The organism is Maricaulis sp. ABE4_448 (genome assembly GCF_056160825.1).
The window spans coordinates 1,152,977-1,179,061 of record NZ_JBSWXX010000001.1; the positions used below are offsets into that span (position 1 = coordinate 1,152,977).

27 protein-coding genes are annotated in these 26,085 nt (G+C 63.8%); 9 read left to right on the forward strand and 18 right to left on the reverse strand.

What is annotated here, in order from left to right; translation table 11 throughout:
- Positions 1-30: 30 nt before the first annotated feature.
- The 4 genes from ACXAJV_RS05615 to ACXAJV_RS05630 all read right to left on the reverse strand — a co-directional run bounded on the left by ACXAJV_RS05615 (position 31) and on the right by ACXAJV_RS05630 (position 4,882).
- The gene (locus ACXAJV_RS05615) at positions 31-534 is read right to left on the reverse strand and encodes a hypothetical protein (protein WP_475082874.1); all 504 of its coding nucleotides are present in this window, start codon (positions 532-534) and stop codon (positions 31-33) included.
- Positions 531-1,088, reverse strand: coding sequence for a DUF1131 family protein (locus ACXAJV_RS05620; protein WP_475082875.1), 558 nt, complete (start codon positions 1,086-1,088; stop codon positions 531-533). Before ACXAJV_RS05620 ends, ACXAJV_RS05615 begins: the two co-directional genes overlap by 4 nt.
- Positions 1,089-1,157: 69 nt before the next feature.
- A complete protein-coding gene (locus ACXAJV_RS05625) occupies positions 1,158-2,333 on the reverse strand; it encodes a vWA domain-containing protein (RefSeq protein ID WP_475082878.1) in 1,176 nt (391 codons plus the stop codon).
- A 119-nt stretch (positions 2,334-2,452) separates the two neighbouring features.
- Positions 2,453-4,882 (reverse strand): TonB-dependent receptor, encoded by a 2,430-nt coding sequence (locus ACXAJV_RS05630; RefSeq protein ID WP_475082880.1) that lies wholly within the window; start codon positions 4,880-4,882, stop codon positions 2,453-2,455.
- Between the two features lie 238 nt (positions 4,883-5,120).
- On the opposite strand from ACXAJV_RS05630, the gene ACXAJV_RS05635 reads away from it, so the two are divergent.
- Positions 5,121-5,762, forward strand: coding sequence for a TetR/AcrR family transcriptional regulator (locus ACXAJV_RS05635; protein ID WP_475082883.1), 642 nt, complete (start codon positions 5,121-5,123; stop codon positions 5,760-5,762).
- On the opposite strand, the gene ACXAJV_RS05640 is transcribed toward ACXAJV_RS05635, so the two are convergent.
- From ACXAJV_RS05640 to pseG, 8 genes are all read right to left on the reverse strand, one after another.
- The gene (locus ACXAJV_RS05640) at positions 5,763-6,887 is read right to left on the reverse strand and encodes an SO2930 family diheme c-type cytochrome (RefSeq protein ID WP_475082885.1); all 1,125 of its coding nucleotides are present in this window, start codon (positions 6,885-6,887) and stop codon (positions 5,763-5,765) included.
- 12 nt (positions 6,888-6,899) lie between these two features.
- Positions 6,900-8,138 carry a parallel beta-helix domain-containing protein gene (locus tag ACXAJV_RS05645; protein WP_475082886.1) on the reverse strand — a complete coding sequence of 413 codons (1,239 nt, stop codon included), beginning with the start codon at positions 8,136-8,138 and terminating at the stop codon, positions 6,900-6,902.
- A gap of 138 nt (positions 8,139-8,276) precedes the next feature.
- On the reverse strand, positions 8,277-8,642 hold the full coding sequence (locus ACXAJV_RS05650; protein WP_475082889.1) for a bleomycin resistance protein: 366 nt from the start codon (positions 8,640-8,642) through the stop codon (positions 8,277-8,279).
- 90 nt (positions 8,643-8,732) lie between these two features.
- Positions 8,733-9,191 carry a hemerythrin domain-containing protein gene (locus ACXAJV_RS05655; protein WP_475082891.1) on the reverse strand — a complete coding sequence of 153 codons (459 nt, stop codon included), beginning with the start codon at positions 9,189-9,191 and terminating at the stop codon, positions 8,733-8,735.
- 72 nt (positions 9,192-9,263) lie between these two features.
- Positions 9,264-10,154 (reverse strand): AAA family ATPase, encoded by an 891-nt coding sequence (locus tag ACXAJV_RS05660; RefSeq protein WP_475082893.1) that lies wholly within the window; start codon positions 10,152-10,154, stop codon positions 9,264-9,266.
- Between the two features lie 51 nt (positions 10,155-10,205).
- Positions 10,206-11,285 carry a pseudaminic acid synthase gene (gene pseI, locus ACXAJV_RS05665; RefSeq protein WP_475082895.1) on the reverse strand — a complete coding sequence of 360 codons (1,080 nt, stop codon included), beginning with the start codon at positions 11,283-11,285 and terminating at the stop codon, positions 10,206-10,208.
- A 4-nt stretch (positions 11,286-11,289) separates the two neighbouring features.
- Positions 11,290-11,865: a UDP-4-amino-4,6-dideoxy-N-acetyl-beta-L-altrosamine N-acetyltransferase gene (gene pseH / locus ACXAJV_RS05670; protein ID WP_475082897.1), complete on the reverse strand. Its 576-nt coding sequence runs from the start codon at positions 11,863-11,865 to the stop codon at positions 11,290-11,292.
- Positions 11,852-12,928, reverse strand: a complete 1,077-nt coding sequence (gene pseG, locus ACXAJV_RS05675) for a UDP-2,4-diacetamido-2,4,6-trideoxy-beta-L-altropyranose hydrolase (RefSeq protein WP_475082899.1) — start codon at positions 12,926-12,928, stop codon at positions 11,852-11,854. Before pseG ends, pseH begins: the two co-directional genes overlap by 14 nt.
- A gap of 100 nt (positions 12,929-13,028) precedes the next feature.
- Here pseG and ACXAJV_RS05680 point away from each other — a divergent pair, with 100 nt between their 5' ends.
- Together ACXAJV_RS05680 and ACXAJV_RS05685 are read left to right on the forward strand one after the other, a co-directional pair.
- The gene (locus ACXAJV_RS05680; RefSeq protein ID WP_475082902.1) at positions 13,029-13,823 is read left to right on the forward strand and encodes a cytidylyltransferase domain-containing protein; all 795 of its coding nucleotides are present in this window, start codon (positions 13,029-13,031) and stop codon (positions 13,821-13,823) included.
- A gap of 99 nt (positions 13,824-13,922) precedes the next feature.
- On the forward strand, positions 13,923-14,636 hold the full coding sequence (locus ACXAJV_RS05685) for a cupin domain-containing protein (RefSeq protein WP_475082904.1): 714 nt from the start codon (positions 13,923-13,925) through the stop codon (positions 14,634-14,636).
- Positions 14,637-14,835: 199 nt separating this feature from the next.
- On the opposite strand, the gene ACXAJV_RS05690 is transcribed toward ACXAJV_RS05685, so the two are convergent.
- From ACXAJV_RS05690 to ACXAJV_RS05715, 6 genes are all read right to left on the reverse strand, one after another.
- Positions 14,836-15,753: an N-acetylneuraminate synthase family protein gene (locus tag ACXAJV_RS05690; RefSeq protein ID WP_475082906.1), complete on the reverse strand. Its 918-nt coding sequence runs from the start codon at positions 15,751-15,753 to the stop codon at positions 14,836-14,838.
- The gene (locus ACXAJV_RS05695) at positions 15,753-16,481 is read right to left on the reverse strand and encodes a cytidylyltransferase domain-containing protein (RefSeq protein ID WP_475082908.1); all 729 of its coding nucleotides are present in this window, start codon (positions 16,479-16,481) and stop codon (positions 15,753-15,755) included. The genes ACXAJV_RS05690 and ACXAJV_RS05695 overlap by 1 nt, the downstream gene beginning before the upstream one ends.
- Positions 16,478-17,527: a carboxylate--amine ligase gene (locus ACXAJV_RS05700; protein WP_475082910.1), complete on the reverse strand. Its 1,050-nt coding sequence runs from the start codon at positions 17,525-17,527 to the stop codon at positions 16,478-16,480. The genes ACXAJV_RS05695 and ACXAJV_RS05700 overlap by 4 nt, the downstream gene beginning before the upstream one ends.
- On the reverse strand, positions 17,524-18,483 hold the full coding sequence (locus tag ACXAJV_RS05705; protein ID WP_475082912.1) for a sulfotransferase family protein: 960 nt from the start codon (positions 18,481-18,483) through the stop codon (positions 17,524-17,526). The genes ACXAJV_RS05700 and ACXAJV_RS05705 overlap by 4 nt, the downstream gene beginning before the upstream one ends.
- Before the next feature lie 83 nt (positions 18,484-18,566).
- Positions 18,567-19,538 carry a glycosyltransferase gene (locus ACXAJV_RS05710; protein ID WP_475082915.1) on the reverse strand — a complete coding sequence of 324 codons (972 nt, stop codon included), beginning with the start codon at positions 19,536-19,538 and terminating at the stop codon, positions 18,567-18,569.
- Entirely contained in the window at positions 19,535-21,331 is a 1,797-nt protein-coding gene (locus ACXAJV_RS05715) for a tetratricopeptide repeat protein (protein WP_475082917.1), read from the reverse strand. The genes ACXAJV_RS05710 and ACXAJV_RS05715 overlap by 4 nt, the downstream gene beginning before the upstream one ends.
- Before the next feature lie 172 nt (positions 21,332-21,503).
- Here ACXAJV_RS05715 and flbT point away from each other — a divergent pair, with 172 nt between their 5' ends.
- The 6 genes from flbT (at position 21,504) to ACXAJV_RS05745 (ending at position 25,994) form a co-directional block, all read left to right on the forward strand.
- The gene (gene flbT, locus ACXAJV_RS05720; RefSeq protein WP_271185882.1) at positions 21,504-21,890 is read left to right on the forward strand and encodes a flagellar biosynthesis repressor FlbT; all 387 of its coding nucleotides are present in this window, start codon (positions 21,504-21,506) and stop codon (positions 21,888-21,890) included.
- On the forward strand, positions 21,890-22,273 hold the full coding sequence (gene flaF / locus ACXAJV_RS05725; protein ID WP_475082920.1) for a flagellar biosynthesis regulator FlaF: 384 nt from the start codon (positions 21,890-21,892) through the stop codon (positions 22,271-22,273). Before flbT ends, flaF begins: the two co-directional genes overlap by 1 nt.
- A gap of 201 nt (positions 22,274-22,474) precedes the next feature.
- A complete protein-coding gene (locus tag ACXAJV_RS05730) occupies positions 22,475-23,302 on the forward strand; it encodes a flagellin (protein WP_475082923.1) in 828 nt (275 codons plus the stop codon).
- A gap of 348 nt (positions 23,303-23,650) precedes the next feature.
- Positions 23,651-24,475 (forward strand): flagellin, encoded by an 825-nt coding sequence (locus ACXAJV_RS05735; protein ID WP_475082926.1) that lies wholly within the window; start codon positions 23,651-23,653, stop codon positions 24,473-24,475.
- A gap of 137 nt (positions 24,476-24,612) precedes the next feature.
- The gene (locus ACXAJV_RS05740; protein WP_475082928.1) at positions 24,613-24,942 is read left to right on the forward strand and encodes a flagellar protein FlaG; all 330 of its coding nucleotides are present in this window, start codon (positions 24,613-24,615) and stop codon (positions 24,940-24,942) included.
- A 218-nt stretch (positions 24,943-25,160) separates the two neighbouring features.
- Entirely contained in the window at positions 25,161-25,994 is an 834-nt protein-coding gene (locus ACXAJV_RS05745) for a flagellin (protein ID WP_475082931.1), read from the forward strand.
- Positions 25,995-26,085 lie beyond the last annotated feature (91 nt).

Genomic DNA, 26,085 nt, shown 5'->3' on the forward strand with positions numbered 1-26,085 from the left:
ATTGCGAATGATTTTCAAAGTCAAGCTGGGTCAGCCGGAGCCGAAGGCGACCCAGCTGATTTCATACAGGATGCTGTCCCGGATGATGTCCCCGTCGGGGACAAGGCCACCCAGATCGCTGATGCGCGTCCGGAACCAGTAGACCGGCCCGTCCGGCTCTCCGGCCTGTTTGCAGAAAAGATCGCCTTCGCGGCCAGGGATCTCATTGGTCGCGAAACAGTCGTCCGGACGCAGAAGCGTGTCACCGAAGCGGCTGCCGACATGCCAGGCATTGGCGATGCGTCCCGGTTCCCGGACGCGGATGGCGACAAGGCCGGGCGTGTCGTCATGACCAAGGAAGTCGATGGTCGGGGCGTCTTCGCCGGGTGGGGTGGCTGCAATCCGCCGTGCGCCGGGTGGACTGCCGGGGTCAGGATCGACGGTCCGGAAGGCATAGCCCGGCAAATGCACCGCAAAGCGCTCTTCGCCGAATGGCGTTTCATGCGTGAACGGGCCCAGCGCCGCGCGCGACCACATCCACGCATCCGCGGTCATCGTCCGACCGTCCGCCAGACGATCTCGTAGACGGTCCCGCCAGCGACGATGTCGGCCGGGGGCAGCGTTCCGTCGGGCCCGGCATAATCCACCGAAATCCAGTAGGACAGGCCCGCAACGTCCGGATCGTCGCAATGCACATCGCCGGAGCGCTCTTCCATGCCGGCCACGCAGAGCGGTCCGGCAAGGCCCGCTTCCCCGGCGGCATCGCCGATATCGGCGGAGGCCTCCACCAGCCCGCCGGTGCGTATGCGTACGGCCAGGAGACGTTCGCCTTCGCCGTCGAAGACGATCTCGGCCTCGCCGCCAGCCGTACGCCTGGCCTCGATGACCGGATAGGCCATGCCTTCCGACCAGGCCTCCGCTTCGGCCACGTCGAAGCCGGGCAGGAGGCCGGCCAGCGTGTCCCGCTCAAACGCGGTGCGGGCCGTGACCGGGCCGATCTGGCTGTTGGACACGCTCCAGCGCTCCGCGGCTTCACCGCTGCTGCACGCTGTGGCAGCGAGCGCCATAGCTGCGAGTACGGGCGAGATGTGGATGGTTGAAATCGTCATGAATCGCCCCCCTTGCGCTGCCGGTAGCGGTCTGGATTGCACAGGGGAGCCGCGGCATCAAGCGCCGGCCTAGCGCGCCAGTTCCTTCATGGCTTCGTCGACGCCTTCCAGCGTCAGCGGGAACATGCGGTCGGCCCCTATGATCTCCTGCACGAGGCGGGTGGAGTAGGAATGCTCCCACCACTTCTGCGGCGTCGGATTGATCCAGATGAGGTGGGGCCAGGTGCCGGCGATACGTTGCAGCCAGGTGGCGCCCGCCTCCTCGTTCCAGTGCTCCACCGAGCCGCCCTCATGGGTGATCTCGTAGGGCGCCATGGCGGCATCGCCGACAATGATCACCTTCCAGTCGTGCGGATATTTGTGCATCACATCCATGGTCGGCACGGTCTCGGTGCGCCGGCGCAGGTTGGAGCGCCACACGCCCTCATAGGGGCAGTTGTGGAAGTAGAAATATTCCAGGTTCTTGAAGGTCGACCGTGCCGCCGAGAACAGCTCCTCGCACAGCTTCACATGGGGATCCATCGAGCCGCCGACATCGAACAGAGCGAGCACCTTGATCGCGTTGCGCCGCTCCGGACGCATGACGACGTCCAGCCAGCCCTGGCGGGCGGTGGCGCTGATCGTGTTGTCCAGATCCAGCTCTTCATGGGCGCCGTCGCGGGCAAATTTGCGCAGCCGGCGCAGGGCGACTTTCAGATTGCGCGTGCCGATCTCGCGGTCGCCATCCAGATCCTTGTAGCGGCGCTGCTCCCAGACTTTCGTGGCGCGCTTGTGCTGGCTCTTGCCGCCGATGCGTACGCCGGCCGGATTGTAGCCGGAATGGCCGAAGGGCGAGGTGCCGCCCGTACCGATCCACTTGGAGCCGCCCTCGTGACGCTCTTCCTGCTCTTCCAGACGCTTTTTCAGCGTCTCCATCAGCTCGTCGAAATCCATGGCCTTCAGCTCGGCCATTTCCTCCTCGGTCAGAAGGCGCTGCATCATGGCTTCCAGCCATTCGTCCGGGATTTCCTTCTCGCCGAACATTTCGCTCAGCATCTCCACGCCCTGGAAGACGTGGGAGAAGACCATGTCGAACTTGTCGAAATCCTTCTCGTCCTTCACCAGCGCGGCGCGGCTGACGGAATAGAAATGGCCGATCTCCGGCTCGATCACGCCCTTGTCGAGCGCTTCGAGCAGGGTGAGATATTCCCGCGTGGTGACGGGAATCCGGGCGGAGCGCAGTTCGGTGAAGAAGTGGTGCAGCATGTCCGCAATCTAGCGCACTTCGGCGCGAGTTAAAGGACACATGCAGGTCCGAAATGGAAACGGCCCCGGCAAATGCCGGGGCCGATATTCTTGTCCGGACAACGCCTCCGGACGGCGGATCAGAAGTCGTATCCGACTTCCAAGCCCCATACGCGCGGCGCGCTGATCGTGGCAAACGGGGTGCCCAGAGTGTCAGTCGTGATGTTGTTGACACCCTCGACATAACGGTTGTCGAAGAGGTTGTTCACGAAGGCGCTGACCGTCAGATTGTCGCCGGGTGCCGCCCAGCGCACGCGAAGGTCGGTGCGGTCTCGCGCTTCGCCGGTCGAGAAGGCATCATAACCGCCGCAAGTGCCCTGGAACACGGATTGGCTGTTGCAACGCGACTCGCCTGTATAGGCATGATTGGCCTGGATCGTGATTTCTCCATGCCCGGCCCAGTCGATCACGTATTCCGCACCGAAGGCGAGGTTCCAGTACGGCTGGCCGGTCGGTTCGCCGGACAGGTCCGCGCCATTGCTGTCGACCCGGCGCTTGTGGGTCGAGTCGAGCCACTGGGCGTTGGCGTGGAGCCTCAGGGCTTCGGAGGCCGACCAGTCCAGTTCCAGGTCTACACCGATAGCCTCGTCGTCGGAGGTCTGGACGAGGTATTGCGGCACACCGCCTCCAGCGGGCGTGACCAGGCGGATCGATTGCTTGTCCTCGTAAACATACGAGAAGGCGGACATGTTGAAGATCAGGTCGGGGTTGAGGAAGTCGGACTTGAAGCCGAATTCCCAGCTTGTCACGGTCTCGTTCTCGAAGCGTGACCCCACTTCTACCGAGTTGAAGCCGCCGGCCTTGTAGCCTTCGGAGAAGGAGCCGAAAATCATGATGTTGTCTGTCAGCTGATAGTCGACGACGACGCGGGGGCTGAGATTGCTCCAACTGTCTTCCATGATGCAGGCCACGCCTTCGGCGATGTTCACGCCATTGTCGCAGACCACGCCGGCAAGCGGTGAGAGGTCGAAAACGAAGTCGAACTGGAAATCGGCCGGGGAAGCACCGGCGAGCGCCAGGACGCCCCCGGCATCGAGCGCGGCGAGCGTCTGATCCAGCCCTTCGGCGACCCGGCCGCCATTGAGCCAGCGGAAGGACTTTTCGTCTTCGGTATAGCGCAGACCCACGGTGAGGTTCAGCCGGTCGGTTACCGACCAGATGGCATCGCCATAGAGGGCGCGGGCCGTGAACTCGCCTTCATTGTACATGCTCTCCTGCCAGCTGTGGCCGAGCAGGGTGGCCGGAACGTTGAACGGCACGAGAAGGCCATATTCCAGATCTGTGAACGGGGTGCCTGCACCGATATTGCCGAGCACGGTATTGACGGTGTCCGTGAAGGTATAGGTGTGCGAGGTCTGCAGGGCGGTCTCGTCGTAATAGCTCGCCCCGACCAGCCAGTCGACGGGGCCGGTCGTGCCGGCGAGGCGAAACTCCTGATAAAAGGCCTCGTTGTCTTCGACATTGTTGGTGTCAAAATAGGTCTGGATCCGGTTGGTGCCGTCCTCGTCCTCGCGGTTCATCGTCTCGAATTCGCGATAGGACGTCAGCGAGGTGAGGGTCATCCCGCCGATTTCCTGATTGATCGTGAGGGTCGTTTCCGACAGCTCGCGGCTCTCACGATTGATGACGACATCATTGCGAACCGGCGCGTCGAAGGGCGAGATAAAATCTGCGCTGTCAACCGGTATGCCGGGGGTGCCGGGGGCGGCCGGCAGCGGGACAATGCCGATCGCCGGTCGGGCATCCTGATCAATGCTGTCACGGCTGTGGCGCAGCAGGATTTCCGTTGATGGTGTCGCGTCCCAACGGACCGTGATCCTGTTGGCGGAAGAATCTTCGCGGCGATAATCCTCACCGGTGTCGGCATCGGTCAGCCAGCCATCGGCCCGATTGCCGAGGATGTTGACACGGACGGCGAGCGTGTCGCTGAGCGGTAGGTTCAGCATGCCTTCCGTGCGCAGGCGGTTGTGGCTTCCGACACGGAGCGCGAGCCTGCCTTCCAGTTCATCGGACGGTGAGCGTGTGATGATGGAGACCGCGCCGGCGGCGGAATTGCGTCCGAACAGTGTGCCCTGCGGTCCCTTCAGAACCTCGATCCGCTCGACATCGTTGAAAGCGAGCAGTGAGGCACCGGAGCGTGCAGCGTAGATACCATCCACATAGATGCCGACCGCTGGGTCCGTTCCGACACCGAAATCACTCGTCGAGATGCCGCGAATGGAGTAACGCGGCTGGGTCGGGCTGCCGTTGGAAACCGACAGGCCCGGAACGAAGGCGTCCAGATCGCCCATATCGTCGGCTGCAAGGGCGTCGATGAACTCGCTGTCGAGGACCTGGAGAGAGATCGGAACGTCCTGCGACGATTGTGCCCGTTGCTGTGCTGTGACGACGATGACATCCTCGCCCGTGTCGTCTTCCTGTGCGAGGGCTGGTGCCAGCGCGCAGCCGGCTGCCGTGCTCGCCAGCAGGGCTCGCAGGCCCCAGCGACGGAGTGAGTTCGAGACAATCATGTTTCCTCCTGAGGGCGAATGCCCATTCCCCGACCGGTATCCAATTGCAGGCGGACCCGGTTTTTCCCTTTGGATTTTCCGTGCTGGAATCCAATATAAACGAAACTGAATTATTTTCTGTTTTACAAGATGTGTCTCGGTTCGGAACCACGATAAGGCGGGATACGACGCAAAATGGTCACACTTGCCTTCGGGGCGTGATGTGCCAGTTTGTCATGTAAAATCAACGAGGCAGAGTGTGAACGAGCGAGCGCCGACAGAAGCAGTTGATCTGGAACGACGCGTTGCGCCCCGGCAGAAGCGGTCACTGGAGCGGATCGCCAAGATTGTTGCGGCAACCAAATGTCTGCTCGAAGGGGACGAGGCGGATTCTGTAACGACCTCGACGGTCGCAGCTGAAGCCGGCGTGCCCGTCAGTTCCGTCTATCGCTATTTTCCCAACATCTACTCGATCCACCGCACGATCCTGGAAGAGTTCAAGTCGGAAACCGACCGCATTGTCGACGCGATACTCAATGATGCTGACCAGCAGGACTGGCGCGAGAGCCTGTCGGGCATGATCTTCGGCTTGCGACAGCTCGTTGTCGACAATCCCTCCTACGGGGCGGTCTTCCGGTTGACCCTCACCACGCATGAATTGCGGGCGGTTCGTGAGGCTTGGAATCTGCGTCTTGCAGACGTGCTGGCAACGCGCTGGCGGGCTGGCAAGGACGGATTTCACGGAGGTGATCCTGATCGCGTGGCGCGAATGACGGTTGAGATCTATTGCGCGGCAGAGATCCTGATTTTCGAGACCCGTGATCGTCCTGATGACGCCGAGGGGTATTTCTCCGAAGCGCTCATGGCGCTTCAGCGCTACCTTGAGCACTATCTGGACTGATCAGCCACATCCGCCCGGCAGGCTGTCGATCCAGGCGCGGATAAGCTCAACACCTTCGGTATGAATGGTCGAGCGGCCCAGCTCCGGCATCATCTCATCAGGCTCCACATTGTCGAGACGGTACAGAAGGATGGATTCATCCGGCTGTCCGGGAACAATGTCGAAACGCCGGTTTCCGGTTCCGGCACCTGCAGCGATGGGCAGTTTGCAGACACCCAGCGCCGGGCCGTGAGCAATGTCCGGCTCCAGATTCAGGCCCGAGGTATCGGCCGGTCCCACAGGGCTGTGGCAGTGGGAACAGTTGGCGTCCAGATATGCGCGCGCGCGCATCTCCAGCGGTGCCGTGAGATCCTGCCAGTCGGCATTGCGCGGTGCGTTCTCCGCGCCGGGAAAGCCGGTCAGATAGCCCGTGGAAGCGAGGTGTTCCAGCTGGTTCCCCGTGCCGTCCGAATAGGCAAAATCCCGGTTGAGGTGGCGGGGTTTGGGGCCGATCGGGGCAATTTCCCGGGTGTTTGAGTCCGGAGCATGGCAGCTGGCGCACTGGTTCACGTCCGGCATGATATAATTGAAGGGCTGCTCGCCGCCATCGGAGCCGATGAGACGCAACGGAATGACATCGCCGACCCGGTGAAGGACGGCATCACTCTGGTTTTCATTCCAGCGATAGGGCAGCGCGACCCAGCCCGCATCGCGATGAACGAGAATGCGTGTTTCGACAAGCTCCACCTGGGACAGGTCCAAATGCCCGTCAGCGGTAAGCGGCGTGTGTCCGTCGCCGGGTGAAACAGCGCCTTCACCGCCGGCGCGTGTGTAAAAGAAGGTTTTGGTAATCACGGTGCCCACCGGGAAGTCGAGCGTGTCGTTCTCCCGGTAGTTTGCAGCCTGCCCGTCCGGCATCCAGATTGTGCGCAGCTTCTGGGCGTAGTCGGTGAACAGGGGCGTGTTGAGGTCATACACAACCACATCATCGCCAACACGAAGAGTGCCGCCGGTGATGGCAACCTGCCCCCATTCAGACAACAGGCGAGGATTGTCCTGCGCGTGATATTGCGGCGCCGGCGGCGGTGCGCTGCAACCGGCAATGCCAATCAGGACAAGGACTGCAAGACGGATAAATCCGGGCACCGGGACCTCCTCCTAGTCCGCGAAAGCGAGCTCGACGGGCGCCAGCCCCTCCAGCGAACACCGATAGGCGTCTGTATCGACCCGCGGGGATGCGTAATCGTTCGGACCGTCCGCATTCAGCAGATCGACATCGTCTGAAATACAGATGCGCAGGGTTTCCGGCAGCGCGCCATCAACAAACTTCGCAGCGTCGATATAGCCGTCGAACAGGACATCCGGCAGCGCACCGTTCAGGCCGAACATGGCGATCTTGAGTGCCGTCAGCTCCATCCCGTCCGGCGAGGTGCCACCGCCTTCATAAGTGTTGTCGTGGATCCAGATCGTTTCCGGATAGGGGTCGAAGTCGGATTGGGCGGAGGAGTTCGAATAACCGGTCGAATACAGGCTCGAAATGATGATGTTCGCGGTGTCGTTGTCCGCGAGCCGGTTGTTGAAGATCTCGACCTGGTCGTTGGAATTGATGACGATGCCGGAACCAGCCGGGACGCTCGCAACCGGCGTGCCGGCATGCCCGAAATTCTCGGTGTTGTTGGCGTAGACATCATTGTCATAGACACGGGTATGATAACCCGGTTGCGGCAGGTTCGGCATGTTGAAGACGAGAATGCCGCCGGTATTGTTGGTGGCGACATTGCCGTAGACGTCTGCGCCGATGCAGTTCTCGATCTCGATGCCTGCCACATTGTATTCGGCGCGGCTGTTGCGCACGATCACATTGCGGGACTGGCCGACATAGATCCCGGCGTCTGATGCGCCGATCGCGACGGTATCCTCAACCAGCACATTGGTGGTCTGAACCGGATAGATGCCGTAGGCGCCATTATCGGTGGAATAGCCGCTGGTCCATTCCACCCGCACGCCCCGGATGATGATGTTTTCGCCGCCATTCACCTTCAGCCCGTCGCCGATCGTGTCTTCGATCGCCAGGTTCTCGAGTGTAAAATCGTCAGCGGTGACGATGAGCCCTTCGGCGCCGGCGACCTGATCCTGAAAGTTCAGGATGGTTTCGTCCATGCCGGCTCCGCGGATGGTGACACCGTCAACATTGAGGCTGAGCGAACGGTCAAACCGGTAGACGCCGGCAGGGATTTCGATGACATCGCCGGGCTGGGCATCAATAAGCTGCTCCAGCAACACGGTCTGGTATTCGCTGTTGGCTTCGCTGAGGTCACGCGCCTCATGTCCGCCCTGACCACAGGCGCCCAGCGCCAAGGCCGCCATACCGGCGACAAGAAACTGTATCGTTTTCATCCTGCTCTCCCGCTCTACGGCCTGTTTCCGGCCGCCTCTAGCAGAGCAGGCTTCCACATTCCTCGCATTCGCACAATCAGAAACAGAAACAGTTTCCGATTTTGATGCAGTCGCGTGCCGGCCGGATCATGGGCGGAACTAGGGGGTAAGGTTCTGGCCGAACGTCACCAGAACGCCGAACGGATCGAGAATGGCGAATTCGCGATAGCCCCAAGGCTTGTCCTCAAGACGGCCATTGGGATGGAGGCATCCGGCGGCGAGTGCCTGCTCGTGGATGCCGGTGATGTCATCAACATCGACCCGGCAGGAGGTCCACTCGCAGACCTCCTTGCGATCGGTCGTGAAGAAGTGCAGCTCGGCGCCATCGCGTGTGACACCGCCATAGCTGGGCGGATCTTCCCAGGCCCAGGCGGCAAAGCCCAACTGTTTGAAGAAGGTCAGGCTGTCCGCCACTTTCAACGAGGGAAGGACCGGGATGGCCCGCGTCAATATTGTTCCGGTCATGCCTGTCTCCCGCCTCCGCATGCACGCGCGATCCGAGCATGCACGGGGAGGCGGGGCCAGTTAATTCGGTGACAGGCCACGGCCGGCGGATCAGTCCACGGGGGTCAGGGCCGGTTTGACGACTTTCTTGCGGCTGTCGAAGCGCTGGCCGAGCTCCTCGGCTTCCTTGTCGGAGAGGTCCTTGCGGGCAAGCGTGAAGAACTCTTCTTCCTCTTCTTCCATGTGATGCTCAAGCAGCTCGGCGAGGGAGTGGAATTTCTGGCCCCACTCGACATTGTCCTTGGGCATGGTGTCGAGCTCCTCGATCAGCGAGTTGATCATGTGGTGCTCATTCTTGGCCTCGAGGCTCTCGGCCTCGTCGCCCTTCTGCTCCAGCTTGGCGTAGAAGGTGGCTTCCTCGACCTTGTTGTGCGTCCACAGTTCCAGCTTGAATTTGTCGAACAATTCCTGGCGCGTCTTGGCCGCGCGGTCGGTCGTGTCCTCGATCTGGCCGATCAGGTCACGGGCCTTGTCATGGTCCTGTTTGATCCGGTCGAAAATGTCGGTCATGGAAACCTCCTCGCGCGTGTTGATGGATATGCAAGCAACGCGCGCGAGGGGGGAATGTTCCGTGAGACAGCCCTACGCCGCCCCCGGACCGCGCGGGCCGCCGCCGGGGCCGCCGGCGCCACCCGGGCCGCGGCGGGCCATGAAGGCGAGCTTTTCGAACAGCATGACGTCCTGCTCATTCTTCAGGAGCGCGCCATGGAGCGGCGGGATCAGCTTGCGCGGATCGCGTTCGGTGAGCACGGCCGGGTCGACATCCTCGACGAGGAGGAGTTTGAGCCAGTCCAGCAATTCCGAGGTCGACGGCTTCTTCTTCACGCCCGGCACGTCGCGGATGTCGTAGAAGAGTTTCAGCGCATCGGCGAGCAGACGGCCCTTCAGGCCGGGGAAGTGGACCTCGACGATCTTCTTCATCGTCTCCTCGTCGGGGAAGGCGATGAAGTGGAAGAAGCAGCGGCGCAGGAAGGCGTCCGGCAATTCCTTCTCATTGTTCGAGGTGATGATCACGACGGGGCGGGTCTCCGCCTTCACCGTCTCGCCGGTCTCGTAGACATGGAACTCCATCTTGTCGAGTTCCTGCAGGAGGTCGTTGGGAAACTCGATATCGGCCTTGTCGATCTCGTCGATCAGCAGCACCGAGCGCTCCGGCGCCGTGAAGGCTTCCCACAGCTTGCCGCGGCGGATGTAGTTGTTGATGTCGTGGACGCGGTCATCGCCCAGCTGGCTGTCGCGCAGGCGGGCGACGGCGTCGTACTCATAGAGGCCCTGGCGGGCCTTGGTGGTCGACTTGATGTGCCATTCGATCAGCGGCATGCCCATGGCGCGCGCGACCTGTTTGGCCAGCTCGGTCTTGCCCGTGCCCGGCTCGCCCTTGACGAGCAGCGGACGCTCGAGAGCCACTGCAGCGTTGACCGCAGCGCTCAGTTCGTCGTCAGCGACGTATTGATCTGTACCTTCGAAACGCATGACTGCCGACTTAGCGCGTCTGGGCGCCGCCGTGTAGTCCCGCCATACCGATTATTGTGAACGGGATGCAGATCGGTTCCAGTCGAGCATGTCCATGGCCAGCGGTTCGCCGCGTTTCAAGGCGCGTGTGGCCGGCCGGCCGATCACCTCGCCATACCATTTCGGCGCCAGCCCGTGACCGGGGCGGATCGAGCGCACATGGTCCGGTGTCAGGGGCTCGCCGACCCCGATATCCTTCACCACATAGAGCGAGCGGCGGTAGGTGACCGAGCCACGCTCGCAGCCGGCCAGGTCGTAGCGCACGCGGCCGAGGGCCTGGAAGGCGGCGGTGCAATCCTCGACCAGGCGCCTCATCTCGTCCGGCTCCAGCGAGAAAGCGCTGTCGGGGCCGCCATCGGCGCGCGACAGGGTGAAGTGTTTCTCGATCACCCGGGCACCTAGGGCGACGGCCGCGACGGCGCACGCAGTGCCGGGTGTGTGGTCGCTGAGGCCCGGGATCGCGCTGAAGCTCTCGCCCAGATGCGGCACGGTGCGCAGATCGGCTTCTTCGATCGGCGCGGGATAGGAGGACAGGCAGTGCAGCAGTGCCAGGCCGGTATTGCCATGCTCGCGCGCGGTGCGGACCGCATCGTGGATCTCGGCCAGGTTCGCCATGCCCGTCGACAGGATGATCGGTTTGCCCGTCTGCGCCACGCGGGCGATCAGCGGCAGATCTGTGACCTCGAAACTGGCGATCTTGTAGGCCGGCGCGTCGAGGCTTTCGAGCAGGTCGACGGCAGTGTGATCGAACGGGGTGGAGAAGATCGGCACGCCCAGTTCGGCGGCACGGGCAAACAGGGCCTCATGCCATTCAAACGGCGTCTCCGCCTCACGGTAGAGTTGGTGCAGGGTGCGGCCCTTCCACAGACCCTCCTCGATCCGGAAACCGGGACCGTCATGATCGATCGTGATCGTGTCGGCGGTATAGGTCTGGATCTTGATGGCATGTGCGCCGCAGGCGGCGGCCGCCTCTATCGTTTCAAGCGCGCGGTCGATCCGGCCGAGATGATTGGCCGAGACTTCGGCGATGACGAGCGGCGGATGGTCGGGGCCGACCAGGCGTCCGGCGATGTCGAAGGAGGTGGGTTTCATCGGCTCAGCTCATTGCTTGCTGCCGGCCATCACCGGCCCAGCGGGCACGATGCAGTTCCAGACAGATCGCGGCGATCGGCTGGCCGTCGCGGCGGACGCGGTTTTCGATCCGGTCTGTTTCCTCAAACCCGAACTTGCGATGCAGGCCGAGCACCGGCGCGTTGAACTCCAGCACCTCGCAGCGCAGCGTCTCCAGGCCGAGCGTGGTGAAGGCATGATCGATGATCAGGCGTTCCACCGCGCTGCCGACACCACGTCCGGTGAGATCCGCTTCGCCGATATAGAAGGCCCAGCTGGCCGAGCGGTGGCGCGGATCGATCTCGGACAGGATCACGACGCCGATATCCTTGCCGTCGCACTGGATGATGCGGATTTCCCGCTCCGGATCGCCCAGGGCAATACGGTACCAGGTCTGGTGTTCCCAGGGCTCGATCGGATGGTCGGTATACATGTTGCGGCGGACATGCGGTCCGTTCCGCCAGCCATGGACCGGCCACATATCGGTCATCGTGGCGGGGCGAAGGGTGACGGCGCCGTCGGTGAGGACGGGCTTTTCCGGCAGTGGATCAAACGGGTTCATGGCCGGCCTCCCGCTGGCGTTCGATCCGTTCGACCAGGGCCTGGGCAACCCGCTGCGCGCCGCGCCCGTCACACACGGCGGCGGCGCGTTCGGCCATGCGGGCGCGCGCGGCCGGGCGTTCCAGTCGGCGGATCAGACCGGGCAGTTCGGCGAGCACGTGTTCCGGACTGGCGATGGCCGCCAGGGCGCCATCGGTATCCAGAAGACCGGTCATCTCCTGCTGGTTTCCGGCCAGCACGACGGCGATACTGGGCAGGCCGACGACGCAGCGCTCCAGCGCGGTGCCACCGCCGGCGCCAATGGCGAGATCGGCCTGCGCCATGCGCCGGGCCATGTCGTCGATATCGATCTGTACCGTCAGGCGCGGCTCGGTGCGGCACAGGGCTTCCAGTGCCGCCCGGCTGGGCGCGCGGGGTCCCAGGATCACTTCGACGGATGCCTCGGGCAGCGTGTCCAGAACGAGCCGGGCAACCGGTTCGGAAATGCCGCCCAGATCGGTCAGGCCCATCGAGACCAGAACGCGCCGGACTGGGCCCGGTTTGACGTGGCGGTCGAGGGCGCGCTGGCGCTGGTCGGCGAATTCGCTGCGCACCAGGGCAAAGGCGCCGCCGGCCATGATGTTGCAGTCGCCAGGAACACGTCCGGCATAGTCGAACGGGCTGCCGCCGGGCATGGGGTCGACCAGAAGGTCGCAATCATGTGTGCGTTCGGGCAAGTCCTCGATCACGGCGATGAGGCCGGCGCGGTCGCGCATGCGGGTCTCATCGGCCTGGCTCGAGGTGTAGAGATCGACGAAAATCGCGTCGGCGCGGCCGTTCCAGTCGGCCGGAAAATCGAAGTCGGCCTCGCTTCGTGCGGTGGTCACGGGCAGGTTCGCACGGGCCAGCGCAGGTGCTGCATCCAGCGTCCCTTCGCAACACGCAAAGGCAACATTGGTGCCCCATTCGTGCGACATCGGGTGACACAAGGCGCGCGCCAGGGCCAGGCAACGCATCACGTGTCCGCCGCCCAGGCTGGGCGAGGCGTCGGCACGAAACAGGATGCGGGGGGCATGGCGTGTCATGATAGGCCCGATAATACCATGGTGCAGAATGGGGGCGGACGAGTTAATGCGCCGTTAGGTGCAGGCGCGAAGATTGGGTCGCCCAGATGGAGGATAAGCCATGACGCTCGCCGTCATCGTCCAGGCCCGTGCCGGCTCGTCCCGGCTGCCGCGCAAGGTGCTCGAGCCGCTGGGCGACAAGTGCGTGCTTGACCGGGTGCTCGATCGTTGCCGGCGTATCGCGGCTGCCGATCATGTGATCTGCGCCATTCCCGAAGGCGAGGCGGACGATCCTGTCGCCGATGTGGCGCGGCGCGCCGGGGTAGCGGTGTTCCGCGGGTCCGAACAGGACGTGCTGGCGCGCTATCTGGGGGCCGCGAAAATGGTCGATGCGGACGAGGTGGTTCGGATCACCAGCGACTGCCCCTTCATCGATCCGGACATGGTCGATCAGCTGGTCGCGCTCTATCGCGAGAGCGGGGTGGATTATGCCAACAACACGCTGCTGCCCGGGTTTCCGCGCGGGCTGGACTGCGAGATCGTCTCCACGGCCTGGCTCGAGCGGGCCGATGCCGAGGCGAGCGATCCGGCCGAGCGTGAACATGTGACGGCCTGGATCCGCAACCGGCCGGGCCTGAAACGCGCATGTCTGGAAGGGCCCGGCGGGGAGGCCGCGAACTGGCGCTGGACGCTGGACTATCCGGCCGATCTGGCCTTCTGCCGGGCCGTGTTCGAACGGGCAGGCGAGGCGGCGGCGGAGCTGGATTTTTGCGCGCTTTCAGAGCTTTGCCGCAAGGCGCCGGACCTGGTGGCGATCAATGCCGTGCATGCCGATCCGGCGCGCCCGGATATCCGCCGTCCTGCAGCCATTGTCCGCGACTATCTGCCCGCTGGTGCAACACCGCCTGTGCGCTAGCGTGCGCGAAAGGATTTGTTCACCGACACACCCGACCCTGCCGGTAATTCTTGATGTGGCGCCAGGTGATTCGGGGTGCCGAACCGACGAGGTGCAGCGATGGCTGACGGGATGGCCAGGGCCCAGAATTTCTTCGCCTTCGAGTGGACGACCGGCAAGGTCGCCGACTGCGACCCCAATTTCCCGACCACGCTCTATGCCTGGGACGGTGAGGCGCTGGCGCTCGATGCGACGGACACGGCCTTCTTCGGCTTCGTCCAGCAGGGCCCGGCCGAGCTGACGACAGCGTCCGGCACTTTCACGCTGGGCACCGGCATGTATTTCTCTGCCAATAACGTGCTCTCGGTCAAAGGCGGCCAGGGCATCGTGATGGCGCGCGAGCACCACCAGGCCTTCTTCATGGTCGGCGGTCCGGTCGAGCCCCAGGGGCGTTTGAAATACATCGATGGCTGCACCGACAGCCTGCTGATCGCGCCGGTGAAAATGGGCGATCCCTGCCTCAATCTTCTCTACTTCCCGCCGGGCATCGACCAGACCTCGCACACCCACCCGTCCGACCGGATCGGCGTGGTGTTCTCCGGCGAGGGCGAGTGCGAGACGCCGGAAGGCATCATCCCGCTCAAGCCCGGCGTGATGTTCCGCATCCCCTATGAAGGCCACCACAAATTCCGCACGACCGGCAGCGAGATGCGCGTCATCGCCTATCACCCGGACAGCGATTTCGGCCCCCAGGACGAAAACCACCCCATGATCAACCGCACCATGGTCGAGGGTGTGTCTGCCTCAAAGATCGACGCGATCCGCACGAAGTAGGGGGCGTTGATCCTCGCCTTCCTTGTCATCCCGGATGGATGCCCGGCGCAGGCCGGGCGCAAGTCCGGGACCCATAATCCCGGTCTTCGTCCGGTTGGCGCGAACAGCGAGCCTGCTTTCGGTCAGCAGCGGCGCGTATAGGTCCCGGCCCTGCGACCCGCCTGTGCGGGCCATCCGGCCGGGATGACAGTATGAGGTTTTACTTCCCCGCCCGCTCGTCCGGCTCCCATTGGGGGCGCAGCCAGACATCACCCTGGGCGTCCGGTTTGCCGTCGGCGCCGTAGCGGCCGCGGCGGAGGTTGCGGCGGCGGTTGATTTCGCTGGGGGCGGGCTTTTTTACGCCATCGCCGAGGGCGGCTTCCAGGATGCGCAGATCGGCGATCATGGCGGCGAGTTCGTCGAATTCCATCGCGAAGGGATGATCGGGCCCGTCGAGCGAGCGGTCGAAGGTGACGTGTTTCTCGATCACCGTGGCGCCCAGCGCGGCGGCGGCGATGGGGGCGGTGTGTCCGGGTGAGTGATCGGACAGGCCGACCGGACGGCCCAGCGCGGTTTTCAGCGTGGTGATGGCGGTGAGGTTCATGTCGTTCCAGCTGGGCGGATAGCTGGCGGCGCAATGCAGCACGGTGATGTCGTGACAGCCGGCATGCTTGAGCGTGGCGACGGCCTCCTCGACCTCGTCGAGATAGGCGGCGCCGGTCGACAGGATGACGGGTTTGCCGGTGCGGCCGAGCTTGTCCAGCAGCGGGACAAAGGTGAGATCGCCCGAGGCGACCTTGTAGCGCTTGACCCCGATCCCCTCCATCAGATCGACGGCCTCCAGCGAGAAGGGGGTCGACATGAATTCGATGCCATTGTCCTCGCAGCAGGCTTTCAGCGGGGCATGCCAGTCGTCCGGCAGGCCGGCATTGGAAAAGGCGGCATGCTTGGGATTGGCGACGATCTCGCCGCTTTGCGGATCGCGCACGAAGCGGGCGATCAGCCCGTCGCGGGTGAGGCTCTGGAATTTGGCGACATCGGCGCCGGCGCGGGCGGCGGCCTCGATATAGCGTTTCGCCGTATCCAGATCGCCGCCGTGATTGGAGCCGATTTCCGCGATGATATCGATATGGGGCATTACGAAGCGAGGCTTTCCAGGCTGGCGTTCGGACCGCGTTTCTCGTCCATCAGGCGGCAGATATGCACCGTGTCGACGGGCCAGTTGCGGGCGTTGAGTTCGGCCAGGACCGCGCGGGCGCTGACCAGATCGGCGGGCGTATCGACCGACAGGTCGATTTCCGGATGATGAAGCGCGTCGGGGAAGGTGACGGTGTGGATGCGGTAGGCCTCGCGGTTTTCCCGGATGCGCAGGGTGACGTGTTCGCGGTCGCGCTCGGTGGTCGCCGGATCGGCCGCGATCTGGCGCAGCACGGCGGTTTCGACCACTTCGGCGCGCAGCCCTTTGGGCAGATGTCCATCGGCCGGGCGGGTGTATTCCGCGCCGTGGGCACGATGCCCGGCGACACAGGCCCCGATCACCGCCGGATCGCGGAAGGGGCTGTCGGAGGTGATGCGCACCAGCGTGGTGGCCAGTGTGGCGTCGGCGACTTTGAGGAAGCGGCTGAGCACATCATGCTCGGAACCGCGGAAGACGCGCAGGCCTTCCGCCTCGCCCAGCGCGACCAGGGCGTCATCGTCCGGGTTTTCCGTGGTGGCGATCACCAGCTCGTCAATGCCGGGAATATGGCGCAGTCGGCGGCACTGATAGGCGAGCAGCGAGGTTTCGCCCTCGATCGGTTCGAGGACTTTGCCCGGCAGCCGGTTGGAGCCGGTGCGGGCCTGAATGACGGCGACGGTACGGGTCACGTATCACCCTCCTGGAGCGGCGGGAGCGCAATGTCCTGCCAGGTTCGAACCATACGCGCGGGAGCGTAGGGCGGAAAGGTTGACGGGATATGGCCTGCCAGGTGTTCCCGGCCGGCCAGCATGCGCACGAGCAGGGCCGGCACGTTCAGCCCGGCCAGGGTCATCAGATAGCCGAAGCCCCACATGCGCGGATTGATTTCCAGCAGGAAGGCCGGCTCGCCCGGCGCCGGGCGTTTCACCTCGACGGCGGCGAGCCCGTGCCAAGGTCCGCTGGCGCGCAGCACGGCGAGGCCGGCATCGCGCAGGGCCTCGTCGACCACGGTTTCGCCCGCGACAGCCACGCCGCCCGTGGGCGGGTTGGTCTGAAGCTTTCGGTGCAGGGTGGACACGACCAGTTCGCCGCGATCCCACAGCGAGCCGATCGTGTAGACCGTGTCGGCGCCGCCGGGAATATAGGTCTGGACCACGCAGGCCCCGTGTTCCTCAGCGGTATCGGTCCAGATCCGGCGCAGTTCCTCCATGTCCTGCGGATAGGAGACGCCGCGGGCGCCGCGCGAGCAGCGCGGCTTGACCACGCAGGGAAAACCGCCGGTCCAGGCGTCCAGATCGGCCAGGCTTTCCGGCTGCAGGGTGACAGGGCAGGGCAGGCCGGCTTCGGCAGCGCGGGCCAGCAGTTTGCCCTTGTCGATGCCGAATTCGAGCACGTCCGGATCGGGCACGGGCACGCGCAGGCCTTCGGCCTCCCACTGACGGGCGACGGGAGCGAGGGCAGCCGCTTCCGCCTCGGAGCCGGGGATGATCGTGTCCAGGCCCTCGGCGGTGCACAATTCGCGAACCGCGTGCAGATAGGCCTCGCGATTGCCGGCCGAGGGGAGGACGCAGCGTCCGGCGCCGGGCTCATAGAGTCCGCCGGCGAGCGGGTTGATGTCGGCGGCGACGAGTTTGAGATCCGCATCGGCCTGGCGCAGCGAGCGCAGCGTGCCCAGGCCCGGCGGTGCGCCGACCCCGGTGACCAGCACGCCGGTGGAGAGTTCGGAAAGCCTCATGGGCGCCGCCAGTCCGGGATATCCCGGCCGATCAGGTCTTCCAGGGCGGCGATCTCCGGTTCGAAACGATCTTCCAGCATTGCGCGGATCGCCGGATCCATGGGCGGTACGGTCACCTTGTCCTGCTGGATCGGCGGGTAGACGCCATCGGCCGAGGTCGCGCCCGAAATGCCGCTGACCGGCGCAACGAGTTCGGCATGCAGGGTTTCGAAAGGCGTGCTCGCGCGGCCGTCGCAGAGGCCGTCGAGGATCGGAATTTTCGAGGCGGGGATGCCGCCGGTATTGTAGCGCTTCTCCATCGCCACCGGCACCGGGTCGAGTTCCAGAAAGCGGAAGATGCGTTTCATGACGGCCTCACCATCGCGGTCGAGTTCGTCCTGCAGCAGGATCAGCGTATCGAAGCGGTCAGCATAATGGCGCAGGCGGCCGGCATAGCGGCCGGTTTCGGTGTAGAGCCACTGGAAGCCCCAATTGTCGGCCACGCGCTGCGGCTCGACCTCCAGCGTCTTCGCGAAGGAGAGGAATTCCGCATCGCGCCGGACATTCTGGAGATAGTGGGAATAGGCCCGGTCGACCGGGTTGCGCAGGATGGCGATAATTTTCGTGGCGGGGCCGCAATAGCGCATCACCCGCGGTGCCGCGATGGGCGCGTAGGCGTAATAATCCGGCGAGACGTCGCCGATGCGCGCCGCGCCGTCATAGTCGGCGAACAGGGCCTGGTAGGCCTCGACCGTCGGCGCCGTGTCGAAATGGTAGAAGGCGGGCCAGTAGACCGAACCGTCGCCGACGCCGGAGAAGAAACGGCCTTCCTTGCGGACCCTGGACAGGAAGATGTCCGGGTGCTGGCTGAGATAGTGATAGAGCGAGGTCGTGCCGGATTTCGGCGCGCCGATCACCAGGAAGTTCGGCCACACTTCGCGGGGTTTGTCGGTCTGATTGTCGCTCGGATCGGTCACGCGGGGCTCTTTGATGGGCTGGGTCAGGACGGTCGAATCAGGGGTGGAACCGGGCACAGGAGCACCCGGCCGGTCTTAAGAAATCACTGCGTTGCCGCGCCGGCCGGCAGGACGAGCTCGATCAGCTGGCGCGCCACCCGTTCCGCACCGCGCCCGTCGACCAGCGCCTGTCCGGATTGCGCCATGGCGCTGCGGCGCCCGGCATCGGGGATCAGCGCCTCCAGCGCGGCCGACAGGCGTTCGTCGAACGCCTCGCCCGGCGCGATGGTGAGGCCCAGGCCCAGCGGCTCGACCTGGGCGGCGCGCTCTGCCTGATTTCCGGCAATCGGCACACAGATCACCGGAAGGCCGGTGGCGGCTGCCTCGTGCAGCGTGGTGCCGCCGGCGAGAATGCCGATATCGGCTTTCTCCAGCGCTGGCAGCAGACGCGGCGGCATGCCGGGCCGGGCGGCGGGGCGGCGGATTTCCACCTGCAGGCCGTGCGCGATCGACAGGCGGTCGAGCACCTGTTCGATCATGTCGAGAAGCGGTGTGCCGGTGCCCCCCAGGCTGACCAGGATGCACTGCGCCTTGGCGGCAATCTCGCGCGGTGGCAGGCCGGCATAATCGGCGCGCAGAAGCAGGACTTCGGGGCCGTCGAGCACGGGGATGGCCGGCTCGGACGGGCTTGCGACGAGGGTTTGGCGGATCAGAAGGTCGGGCGTGGCGCCATCGGTGCGGCCGCCGACCAGAATGGTGAGAATGCCCGAGGCCCGTACGGCAGCGACGAGGGCTGCATCGACCTGTTGCCAGTCACCGACGAGCAGTGCGGTGCCCGCACTGGCGAGATAGCCGGTGAGGCTGGCCCCGGTCTCATTGCCGTCCAGGCAGCGGATATCGGCGACGGCGTCGAGCCCGGCCGGCAGGTATTCCGGTGTGGCGGTGATGAAGAGCGGGCGCTGGCCCAGCGCGTTGAAGGCTCCGGCCAGCGCGCTGCAGCGCATGACATGCCCCAGGCCGATCTCCCCGCCACCATCGGCGCGAATTGCGATGCGGCCGGGGAGGGGCGGGGTCATCTGCGGGCTCCTGCCTCTCCGGCAAGGGCCTGTTCGACCTTGCGCATCGTGTTCTCCCAGTCCTGGAAGCCGGTGCCGAAGAAGGAGCGGCTCTGGGGATACCAGTGCTGCTGGCCGGTGCCGAGCAGGGTCCAGGCGCTGGAGCGGGCATGGACAAACCACACCTTGCCGCCGCAGGCCGCGGCGAGGTTCGAGGTGGCGTTCATCGGCGCGATCACCAGGTCGCAGACGCTCGACAGGGCGGCCACCTTGTCGAGGTCCATCTTCAGATCGATGTCGCGCGGCTGGTGGATGGTGATGCCGAAACGCTTGCCGGCCAGTTCGAGTTCTTCCTCGACTTCGCCGTATTGCAGGTTCACGAATTGTACGCCCGGTACACGCAGCACGCCTTCCCAGGCATCGAAGGCCGAGAAGAAGCGCGAGCGGCGCGGATCCATTTTCAGCGACTTCCAGAGAATGCCGACCTTGAGGCCTTCGCCGAAACTGTCGAGCTGTTTGCGGAAGGCGGCCTGGTGGGCCGGATCGGCCTTCAGGAAGCCGGGTGCGGACGGGAAGTCCTCGATCCTGTTGCGGAAGGCGCGCAGCGGCGTCGCCATCGGGGTCCAGAAATCGGCACCATCGCCGATCTTGGGCACGGCCCGCACTTCGCGGCCTTCTACGGTGGCCGACATGTGGGGGCCGACAACAGCCTGCGGGAAGGAGCGTTTGACGATCGGCATCAGGCGGTATTCGCAGGCGATGCGCAGCTCGCCGTCCGGGCCGATCGCCTCGATCAGGTCCTTCACCGTATTCATGAACAGGACTTCGTCGCCCAGACCCTGTTCGCCGACAAGCACCAGGGTCTTGCCGCGGATCTGCGCCGGGTCGGCCCCGTCCCACATGGGCGCATCAATGGTGAAGAGCGTTGCCTGGGCGCGGTGCGGGTCGAGGCGCGCGGCATTGGCGGCCCAGCCCTCCTTCAGCTTGCCGCAGGCCAGCAGAACCATGGAGCGGGAGTGGCGCATTGAGGCCTCTTCCATCTCGTCGGCCGGATCCTTCAGCGCCATTTCATAGTGGGGCAGCGATTTTTCCGGCTCGCCAAGCAGTTCGTAGACGTTCGCCATATTGTTGTGGGAACGGCCATAGCCCGGGTTCAGGCGCAGCGCTTCCTCATAGAAGGTGACGGACTCAAGCGGCCGGCCGGCATCGTTGAGCACCGTGCCCATCGAGTTCCACAGCTCGTAGTTTTCCTGGTGCGCATAGATCGCGGTGCGCAGGAGTTCGATCGCTTCCTCGAACTTGCCCTGGTCACGCAGCACACCCGCCAGGTTGATGACGGCATGGGGATTGCCCGGCGCGAGCTGGCACTCCAGGCGGTAGAATTTTTCCGCCGCCGGCAGCATGTCCAGCTTCCAGGCGACCAGGCCGAGCTTCTGGTAGATTTCCGCATCCTGCGGGTCGAGCTTCCAGGCGGCCTCGAAGAAATCGAGCGAGCGCGACAGACGGCCCAGCCGGTAGAGCATCAGCCCCATGACGTGATTGGTCAGGGCGAGGTCGGGGGCGAGCGTGACAGCCTTGTAGGCGATGCGCGCCGCTTCGGAATGCTGGTTTTCGGCGGAGAGTTTCAGGGCCCGCTTGGCCTGGGCGACGACTTTTTGATAGTCGCGCCGGCGGTTCTCCGGAATGCGCAGGGCGGTCTTGTCGAGCTGCAACGGCGTCGCGTCGAGCGGAGCGGCATCGCGCGCCTCATTCTTCTCGACTTCAGCGTCTGCGGCGAGTTCCGCATCCAGATCCAGCGCGGGTGCGTGGGCCATGATCAACAAACCTGTCCTTATTTTCCTCGCATCAGGGCCGGGATTCGCTTTAAGAAGTTGCTAACGATACGGGCGCGGCAGGCTTTCAAGGCGGAAACGATTTCTTCACCCGGACTTGCCAACCTGCCGCCAGCTCGGCTGTGACCGCCGTCCTGCGCAACGGAGTTTGCTCATGCCCCTGAAGATCTCGCTCAAACCCGGCGAGAAGTTTGTCCTCAATGGGGCCGTCATCGAAAACGGTGACCGGCGCGCCAATCTTGTGCTCAAGAACAAGGCCGCCGTCCTGCGCGAAAAGGACATCCTCCAGGAAGGCGACGTCACGACGCCGGTCCGCCGCATCTATTTCCCCATCATGATGATGTACCTGTCCGACAGGAAGGATGACTCCCTTTATGACGAGTTCGTGCTGCGCATGAACGAGTTCATGGGTGTCGTGTCGGATCCGGGCGTGCTGTCGATCTGTGTATCGGTCAGCCGCGATGTCATGGCGGGCGAGCATTACAAGGCCCTGATGGGCTGCCGCAAACTGATGACCTACGAAGCCGAGAGACTGGCCTGATGTCCCTTCAAGCTTACCAGCAGGCAAGCCAGCGCAGCGAGGACCCGCGCGCAACAGAGTACCGGTTGTTCGCCCAGGTCACGCGGGCGCTGATGGCGTCCAAGACACTTCCCAAGGAAGACGTGAAGGGCCGGGTCGAGGCGCTCGACTGGAACCGCCGCGTCTGGAGCAATCTGGCGATCGACTGCGCCAGCCAGGACAACAAGCTGCCGGAGAGCCTGCGCGCCGCGATCATCTCGCTCTCCATCTTCGTGTCCAAGCATGCGAGCGTCGCGCTGCGCAATCCGGACGCGATCGACGACCTGGTCGATATCAATCGCACGGTGATGCAGGGGCTGATGCCCCAGGCCAGCGCCGGCGCTGCAGGGCAAGCCGTCGGGTAGGAATTGCCGCCCCGGCAAAAAACGACAGGCAGGAAAGGGCGTCTCCGGTGAGGAGGCGCCCTTTCTCTTTTTCAACCCACTGAAATTTCGAAGTGATTTGTCAGGCCTGCGCGGCACGCCGCTTGCGAAGTCGTGCGCAGGACAAAACGTCCACGGCCGAAAAATTCGGTTTGGATACTTCCAGAATGGAGGACTGACACAATGGCACTTTCTGTCAACACCAACGCTGGGGCGATGATCGCCCTGCAGAACCTGAACAAGACGAACTCGGAATTGGGAATGGTCCAGAACCGCATCAATACCGGCCTTGAGGTCGCAAGTGCGAAGGACAATGGCGGCATCTACGCCATCGCCCAGCGCATGCGCTCGCAGGTCGCCGGCTACGGCGCGGTGAGCAATTCGCTCGATCTGGCGATTTCCGTGACCGATGTGGGCCTGGCTGCCGGTGAGGCGATTTCGGACCTGCTCGTCGAAATGAAGGAAAAGGCTCTTGCTGCAGCCGATGCGTCGCTCGACTCGGCCTCGCGCACAGCCCTGAATGAAGATTTCAAGGCCCTGCGGGACCAGATCACGACCATCACCAGCAATGCCGAGTTCAACGGTACGAATCTGATCAACGGGTCCGTCACCTCGATCTCGGCTCTGGCCAATGCCGATGGCTCCAACACCATCACAGTCTCCGATGCGAACCTGACGCTCGGCGGCGGTATCGTGACGGTGGCGGCCACGGCCTCCTTTGCTACGGCGGGTGACGCGTCCACGATGGTTTCAACCATCGAGACCTCGCTCGACAACCTGAATGCCTCGCTGGCGAAACTCGGTACGGCGTCGAAGTCGCTGGAGGTCCACAAGACCTTCACGTCCAAGCTGTCCGACTCGCTGGAAAAGGGCATTGGCAATCTGGTCGACGCGGACCTGGCGAAGGAAAGCGCCCGGCTCCAGTCGCTGCAGGTCAAGCAGCAGCTGGGTGTCCAGGCGCTCTCGATCGCCAATCAGGCACCGCAGACCATTCTGTCGTTCTTCGGCTAAGTTCGCCCGTCGGGACCGCCTTTTGGCGGTCCCGACTTTTTTCTGCATCGCCGGCGCTGGCGCTTCAGCGTGCCTGAATTCCGGAATTAACTCTTTTTTAAGCATAAATTCTTGCCGATCGGCAAAATTTGCCGGTCATTTTTGCCGGTTTGCCCGGCAATTTCTTCCCAGTGAATGGTTACCGCGGCAGGCCTTGCCGGGTGAAAAGCCCCAACCGAATCAGGGGCGGCCGTATTAACCAGATATAGCAAGGGAAAACTGGCACCGGCTTTGCTCTCTTCGTTGATGGGTCAGAAGACCTGGCGAGCAAAACGCTCGTTACATCACAAGAATGGAGAGGGCCAAGAAATGGCTACTATCAACACCAATGCCGGCGCCATGGTTGCGCTGCAGAACCTGAACCAGACCAACCGCGACCTGGAAACCGTCCAGAGCCGCATCAACACCGGTCTGGCGATTTCCTCCGCCAAGGACAATGGCGGTATCTACGCGATCGCCCAGAAAATGCGTTCGGACGTCAACGGCTATTCCGCTGTCCGTAACTCGCTGGACCTCGCCCAGTCGACGACCGACGTGGCCCTCGCCGCCGGTGAAGCCATCTCCGACCTTCTGGTCGAGATGAAGGAAAAGGCCCTGGCCGCTTCCGACACCTCGCTCGACACGGCATCGCGCACCGCCCTGAACGAAGACTTCAAGGCTCTGCGTGACCAGATCGCCACCATCACGTCGAATGCCGAATTCAACGGTGCGAACCTGATCAACGGTTCCATGACCTCGATCTCGGCCCTGGCCAATGCTGACGGCTCCAACACGATCACCATCTCCGACGCCAACCTGACGCTCGGCGGCGGTACCGTGACGGTGGCTGCTACGGCATCCTTCGCTTCGGCTGGCGACGCTTCGACGATGGTCACCACCATCGAAACCTCGCTGGACAACCTGAACGCTTCGCTGGCCAAGCTCGGCACGGCTTCGAAGTCTCTGGAAGTTCACAAGGGCTTCGTTGGCAAGCTGTCTGACGCCCTGGAAAAGGGTATCGGCAACCTGGTCGACGCGGACCTGGCAAAAGAAAGTGCCCGCCTTCAGTCTCTGCAAGTCAAGCAGCAGCTGGGTGTGCAGGCGCTGTCGATCGCCAATTCGGCGCCCAGCACGATCCTGGGCTACTTCCGTTAATCGCGGGATCTGGGATGGCGGAGCAGCGCTCCGCCATCCTCGTCCGCGGTTGACGTGAGGGGATAGGAGGCGTCGGCGCCTCCGCGTCGACGATCAGGACAATGGCAGAAACGGGGTTCAATCCGAGAACTGTTCCGGTGTCCGGCTACACCGAAAGCAGGGATTTAGGCGCTGACCGTCCACGCGAAGGCGTGCGGCGGGTCGAACCGCTTGAGCAAGCCGGCAAGCTGTCCGAGGCCGGCATCGGCCAGGAGCAGCGCGCCGAGGACATCGCGCGCATGGTGGAATCCGCGCTGAGCAATTCGCGCCTGAAAATTCTCCAGGACGAGACCGACGGCGACTATATCTATCTGATGGTCGACCAGGACACCGGTGAGACCGTCCGCCGCTGGCCGCCGGAAAAGCATGGCGACCTTCTCGAATACCTCCGCACCCGCCAGGCCGGTCTGATCGACCGTCTCGCCTGAGCCTGACCACGCAGGTCGGCAACCCGGCAAAAACTGACCGGTTTGGCCGACCTTGCTGGGCAAATTCCGCAAACCTCAAATCTGCCGCGCAGCAGGGAAATCTCTAACCTGCTGATTTTTATCGCTTTGCCGGTTTAACCATAACCGGCACGGCATTTGCGCTTGTGTGTTCGAACCGCCGCTGAAGGTGGCGAACTGGATACGCGGGAGAATGTCGCATGACGATGAGCGTCCACACCAATACCGGGGCCATGATCGCCCTGCAGAATCTGAACAAGACCTCCTTCGAGATGCAGGACGTCCAGAACCGCATCAATACGGGTCTGAAAATCTCGGGCGCCAAGGACAATTCGGCGATCTACGCCGTGGCCCAGGGCATGCGCTCCGATATCGGCGCACTGGAAGCGGTGCAGAACGGTCTTGATCGTGCCTCGACTATTGGTGACGTGGCCTTGGCGGCTGGCGAGTCGATCTCGGACCTGCTGGTCGAGATGCGCGAAAAGGCAACGGCGGCGATGGACCCCTCGCTCGATGCCTTCTCCCGCCAAGCTTATGACGCTGACTTCAAGGCCTTGCTCGACCAGGTGCAGGTGATCATCCAGAACGCCGAGTTCGATGGTGCCAACATCCTCAACGGATCGGTGACCAGCGGCATTGAGTTCCTGGCCGATGCCGATGCCGCCCGCACGGTGACGTTGAAGTCCCAGGACCTGAGTGTCGGCGGCACGGTTATAACGCTTGCCGCGACCGCCAGCCTGAGCACGGTCACCCTGGCGACGGCCGCTGTAACCGCGATCAAGACCAGCCTGGAAAACGTCAACCAGGCGCTCGCCAATCTCGGCTCTGACGTCAAGAAGCTGGAAGCCCATTCCGGCTTTGTTGACAAGCTGCGCGACAGCCTGACCGAGGGTGTCGGCAATCTGGTCGATGCGGATCTTGCCCGGGAAAGCGCGCGGCTGCAGGCCTTGCAGGTGAAACAGCAACTGGGTGTCCAGGCCCTGTCGATCGCCAACTCGCAGCCGCAGACCATTCTCAGCCTCTTCCAGGGCTAACCGGCTCTGGCGACACACTCCACCACCACGGCGCGGCCTCCGGACTTCCGGAGGCCGTTTCCGTTTGGGCGACTCATTTCATGATCGCGGC